Origin of the sequence: Brevundimonas vesicularis, from assembly GCF_900445985.1 — a bacterium.
Classification (GTDB): Bacteria; Pseudomonadota; Alphaproteobacteria; order Caulobacterales; family Caulobacteraceae; genus Brevundimonas; species Brevundimonas vesicularis_D.
In genome coordinates, this window is sequence record NZ_UAQP01000015.1 from 1 (window position 1) to 4,598 (window position 4,598).

The 4,598-nt window shown below is 46.7% G+C and carries 6 protein-coding genes; 3 read left to right on the top strand and 3 right to left on the bottom strand.

Going from position 1 to position 4,598, the window contains the following annotated elements; all coding sequences use genetic code 11:
• The 3 genes from DT343_RS18205 to DT343_RS18215 form a co-directional block, all read right to left on the bottom strand.
• A partial coding sequence (locus DT343_RS18205) for a hemagglutinin repeat-containing protein (RefSeq protein ID WP_220116839.1) occupies positions 1–1,133 on the bottom strand: 1,133 nt, incomplete at its 3' end.
• A 169-nt stretch (positions 1,134–1,302) separates the two neighbouring features.
• Positions 1,303–2,004, bottom strand: coding sequence for an IS1 family transposase (locus DT343_RS18210; RefSeq protein ID WP_112863861.1), 702 nt, complete (start codon positions 2,002–2,004; stop codon positions 1,303–1,305).
• A 216-nt stretch (positions 2,005–2,220) separates the two neighbouring features.
• Positions 2,221–2,361 (bottom strand): TRAM domain-containing protein, encoded by a 141-nt coding sequence (locus DT343_RS18215; protein WP_181669234.1) that lies wholly within the window; start codon positions 2,359–2,361, stop codon positions 2,221–2,223.
• 234 nt (positions 2,362–2,595) lie between these two features.
• Between DT343_RS18215 and DT343_RS18220 the strand changes: the two genes are divergently transcribed.
• From DT343_RS18220 to DT343_RS18230, 3 genes are all read left to right on the top strand, one after another.
• Entirely contained in the window at positions 2,596–3,411 is an 816-nt protein-coding gene (locus DT343_RS18220; protein ID WP_112863862.1) for an OmpA family protein, read from the top strand.
• A gap of 130 nt (positions 3,412–3,541) precedes the next feature.
• A complete protein-coding gene (locus tag DT343_RS18225; protein ID WP_181669235.1) occupies positions 3,542–4,060 on the top strand; it encodes a hypothetical protein in 519 nt (172 codons plus the stop codon).
• On the top strand, positions 3,987–4,598 hold a 612-nt coding region (locus DT343_RS18230; RefSeq protein WP_220116843.1), incomplete at its 3' end, for an immunoglobulin-like domain-containing protein. The genes DT343_RS18225 and DT343_RS18230, both read left to right, overlap by 74 nt.

Here is a 4,598-nt window from a genome sequence, read left to right on the forward strand (position 1 = left end):
CCGTCAAAGGTGCTGCTTTGAGCGGTTTCATTGTGGCTCTGGGCTTTGTCGGTAATAACCAATTTATTGCCACCGCCACTTCTGCCTTTGTGTTTGGACGCATCATCAACATGGGTCGTATTGATGCCTGCGCTGATGTTGATGTCATTTTTGGCAGACACAGCGAGTGTACCGTTTGCGCTGCTGACTTCGGCAGCTTTGGCATTGAGGTTATTGCCTGCTAACAGGGTAACATCACCTTGCGTTTGAATGCTGCTGCCGATTTCATTAGTTGAACCACGAATAACATGGTTATCAGCATCAAAATGGGTTTCTTGATGTTTGCCGGTTTGTACGGTATCCAGGTTAATATCGCGCCCTGCTTGCAGCTGGGTTTGTCCTTGCTCTGATTGATTGCTGATTTGACTGGCAATGATGTTGATGTCGTTACCAGCTTGTGCTGCTAAAACACCTTTTTCTGTGCCTGTGATGTAAATACCTGCTATTCGGTCTAGGTGGGTGCTGCTGCCTTGTGTATTTTGACTGCCGGCGGTGGTGCTTTGGCTGTTGATGTTGTTGCCTGCTTTTAACCATAATGCCTGTTCAGCAGAAAGGTTACCGCCAATATTGTTGATGTCTTGTGTGGCAGAAATGGCTGCTTTTTGTGCATGAACATGCCCAGCGATATTGTCCAGTGTATCGGTGTTGATGATAAGCGCATTGCGCCCTGCAATCGTGCCTGAGTTTTTCAGGTTGCCTGCAACGTCTATTTGTGCATTGCTGCCAGAGAGCAATGCACCTTTACCGTCTATGTCGCCATTTTTCACACGCACATAAACCTGTGGCACCAATACGGTTTGCGTACTGCCATCAGGGAGCTTAACTTCTTTGTGTACCAACCAAACGATGTCGCTGGTTAGCTGTGCGACTTGCTCGGCACTTAGTGCAATGCCAACCGTGAGATTCATGGAACGTGCAGCGCTTAAGCCCTTATCCATTAAGGCTTTGAATTGTTCTTCGTCGTTTTGATAACCATCTAAACGACGATGTCCTGTTAGCTCTGTGATTTGTTCATTGATTAAGCGTTGCTCGTAATAACCATCACCCAAACGTTTATGCAAGTTGTTGGGATCCAGTTTAAGACTACCCAACATGTAGTCGCTCCCTAACCATTGACGGTAGTTGGCAAAGCAAGCGTAGGGTGGGCAACTTGTTGCCCACGCGTTTTAATTTGGGTTTTAAGTGCATTGTTGTTTTCCTTAACCAACTTGGATAAATTTTCGCCACATAAAATAGTTGGCACTGGTCTAAAAAGTATGCTGACTAGACCCAAGCATAATTAACATAGTGGAACAGCAAATCAAACGCTTTAAAATGATTAGCGAGTTTTTTAGAGAAACAGCACGTTTTTCTAAACACTCGCCTAAGCCGTTGTCTGAACCGATTGTTATTGCCTTCAATATGCGTGGTATAGCGTTTGCCAACTTTCTTAAAATCAAAGTCAAAAGCCGTTAAGAAACTATCCCAATTGTCACAACAGACATAACCAAAATCAACACCCAATTCGTCAAGCTTGGCTCTTAGCTGTCTTGCGGTTGCTAGATTGCGTTTGCCCCAAACAAAGGCAACAATCTCACCTGTTTGTGGGTCGTAAGCATACACTAGCCACACTTTGTTTTTCTTGTTGCCGACATACGTCCAAAACTCATCGACTTGCAGTTTTCGGTAGTATTGCTGTTTAGGCTTAATGGTCAAGTCAGACTGAACAAGTACATTCAATACTTTGTATTTGCTCACTTGCTCGATAACAACAATGTCTGCAATGCTACAGCCCCGAACAAGCATTAGCCGTATTTTGTCTTCGATAAAGCTTTGACAGCCTTTATAGGTTAGTTCTGTTTCATGAATGAATTGCCTTCCACAGCTTTTACATTGGTAGTTCTGTTTGCCGTAGATTTTCCAACCATTTTTCTTTATACTTAAGCTTAGACAGCTTGGGCATCTGATAGTAATTTGTGTTTTCATAACCTCAAATTAGCATCTTTTGTCCAAGTTGTCTTCCTTATTTTTATTTCAGCATACTTTTCAGACCACTACCGCTGAGTGAAAAACCGCTCCTTAGCCTGCACCTGCGCCTCAAAAGCGAAATGCTGCAAAGCACAGCCGCCGCATTGCTCATAATAAGGACACAGCGGCGCGATACGCGCAGGCGATTCCTCGTAAATCCGCCCGACCTTCGCCTCAAGAAAACGCTTTTTGCCGCTTCAGCGGCTGATAATCGACCAATTCATCGGGCAAAGCGCCCTCGATAAACACAATCCGCCCCTCATCGCGCGCCACCCCGCGTCCGTAAACATCAATATCCTGTACTCGAACCGCCATCATCACCTCAAACAATTAAGCCGTAAATTTTACACAAAAGCAGGCAAAGCATCTGGTAAAATCAAATAAAAGATGCTTTTACCTTACTCATTGCAACTATTTAAAAACACAAGAAATAGACATAAAAACCCAAACAAACACAAAATATAGTGCAAAAAACCAAAACAAAAGAAAGCATTGCTAAGCAAAGGATTTTTATATAGAATTCCTCGTTTTCAATCAATCAACAAGCCGATGAAAACCAAAAACTCCCTTTTATATTCGCTCATTACAATGAGCTGCCTCTATGGCTGCGGCATGGGAAAAGTCCCTGTTGAAATATGGGAAGATTTCTCTCACACCCCGCCTACGGAATACGTGCCGCCCAATCTGGCCGGCGTTATTTTCTACCGCTCGCCCGATATTCTGCCGGGCGATGCCGTCAATATTTATGCCAACAATGAATACATTGCCTCTTTGCTTTCAGGCGCTTATCAGCAAGTTGCGCTTTGCCCTGAAAATCAGCTGATTAATGCGGAATACGCCAAACAAGATCCGGCTTATGTGCGCAAACACAATCAAGGGCATCAAGCTACAATCTTGCGCCTGATCAAATCGTCTTTTTCGAAGTTGTGCCTGATGCGGATTATGGCGTTGCAGTACGTCCGATTGACGCACAAAACAGGATTGCAAGCTGTGATTGGACAAAAACTCCTGCGGCAAAACCACACCCTGCCGCGCCTAGATCGTCAAAGCACTTGCGGACAAAAAATACTCAAGCAATACACTTTAGAAGCCTCGGCATTATTCAAATTCGATAAATTCGACTATGCCAATATGCTTGAGCGTGGTAAGGCGGAAATCCAAGCCATCTCGCAAGACATGCAGCAGTATATGAACCAAATCACCAATATCGCCGTTATCGGGCATACCGATCCCGACGGTTCTTATGCCTACAACATGAAGCTCTCCAGAGATCGTGCCGATACCGTTAAGCAAGCCCTGCAGTCTAACGGCATCAACGCAACCTCATCAGCACGGAAGGACGCGGCAAAAACGAACCGCTCATAACCGACTGCGCCGCCCGCCATCCGAATAACCGCGAATCGCGCCTTGCTTGTAACCAACCGAACCGCCGCGTGCAAATCAACGTTTACGGCTCGCAAACCATTATTAATCAATAAAATAGAAGGAATTCCATATGAGTATCGCATTACAAATCCTAAAAGCTAATGGCGAAATTGCCAACCCGGCTGCCAGACTCTCAAACGCGCAAGCCACCGTCATCAAAGCAGAATCAGGCCAAAGATTCCAATTAATCGACGAAATCACAGGCTTTGCCCCTGAAAACATCGAAGTCCAACGCGCCGGCAACGACCTTCTTGTAGCCTTTGAAGGACAAACCACTGAGCAACCCGGACTCATCATTCAGGACTATTACGCCACCGCGGGCAATAAAACAGATAATCTCCTCGTCGGATTGCATGAGAACGGTGCTATTTATCCATACGTACCTGAAACCGCGCAAGCCGGTGCCGCCATTCACCAATTGGCGGAAGGCGTTGTCGCCACCCAAGCCGTCGGCGGAAAGCGTCGCCACTGCTGCTGCAATGGCGCTCCCCCTATGGCCATTAGCTCTAATTCCATTGGCCGGGCTAGCAGCTCTTGCCGGTGGCGGCGGTGGCGGCGGTGGCGGAGACGACAAACCTGCCCTGCCTAAAGCCTCCATCTCAGGTCTGGAAAAAGTCAATGAAGGCGTCGGCACTGTGGAATACACCGTCACGCTCGATAAACCTGCCGCAGAAGACGTCACCATTAAATACACCATCACGCCTAACGCCCCGACCAGCGTAGAAGATTTCACTAAAAATACGCCCATGACAGGTACGGTAACCATTCCTAAAGGCAAAAGCACCGCCACCATCCCTGTCGGCATTGAAAACGACCACATCTATGAAGGCGAAGAAAGCTACACCGTTAAAATCTCCGACCCAACTAATGCCACTATCGGCAAAGACAGCGTCACCACTACCATCTATGACAATGGCACTACCGATGGAAAAACACCCGGAACAGATCCGGTACCGAGCGATCCGAAAATACCGCATGATAGCGATGATGACCGCCCGACTGTTTCTATTGAGGGACCGAACAGCGTAAATGAAGGTATCGGTCAAGCGAAATACACTATCAAATTGGATAAAGCCAGCGGCGTAGATACCGAAATCACCTACACCGTCGCCCATGCTGCCGATGAT

What these genes read in the sequence shown, in the direction of transcription:
- DT343_RS18210 (WP_112863861.1), bottom strand. Translation starts at nt 2,004, where the DNA reads ATGAAAACACAAATTACTATCAGATGCCCAAGCTGTCTAAGCTTAAGT.
- DT343_RS18215 (WP_181669234.1), bottom strand. Translation starts at nt 2,361, where the DNA reads ATGGCGGTTCGAGTACAGGATATTGATGTTTACGGACGCGGGGTGGCG.
- DT343_RS18220 (WP_112863862.1), top strand. Translation starts at nt 2,596, where the DNA reads ATGAAAACCAAAAACTCCCTTTTATATTCGCTCATTACAATGAGCTGC.
- DT343_RS18225 (WP_181669235.1), top strand. Translation starts at nt 3,542, where the DNA reads ATGAGTATCGCATTACAAATCCTAAAAGCTAATGGCGAAATTGCCAAC.